1 pseudogene is annotated in these 599 nt (G+C 66.4%); it reads right to left on the bottom strand.

Annotated elements, in window-relative coordinates:
* Positions 1 to 599 (bottom strand): annotated as a pseudogene (locus tag E4P40_RS27825) (flagellin); the annotation flags it as partial.

Raw genomic sequence — 599 nt, 5'->3', positions numbered from 1 at the left:
GTTCGCCGTGCCCAGAGCGTTGTTGACGGCGGTGTTGACCGTCGCCAGACGCGTCGCCACGGTGTCCGCGGCGCCGTGCTTGATGCTGGCCAGGTCGATGCTCTTGTCCCCGACCGTGATCGTGCCGGTCAGGGTGTCGAACGCCGCCGCCGTGGTGAAGTCACCCACGTTGGTGGTGAACGTGCCCGGCGTGCCGGCGGAGGCGTTGACCGTGTTGCCGTTGGTCGAGCCGGTGGCAGGTGCGGTCACGTCCACACCGGCCACGTTCAGGCCGGACGCGTTCATGGCGGTCGCGATGCCGACGCTGATGGTCTCGCCGGCGTTGGAGCCGACCTGGAAGTTCGCCGTGAAGCTGCTGTCGAGCAGCTTCTTGCCGTTGAAGGTGGTGGTGTTGGCGATGCGGTTCAGCTCGGACTTGAGCTGGCTGATCTCCGACTGGATGTTCTTCTTGGCCTCGGTGTTGAGCCCGCCCTCGTTCGAGGCCTGCACCGACAGGTCACGCATGCGCTGGAGGATGCTGTGCGTCTCGGTGAGCGCACCTTCAGCGGTCTGCACGACCGAGATGCCGTCCTGGGTGTTGCGGACGGCGACCTTCAGGC

The sequence above is a fragment of the Blastococcus sp. CT_GayMR20 genome (assembly GCF_004570345.1).
This window is presented reverse-complemented; position numbering and strand designations above follow the sequence as displayed.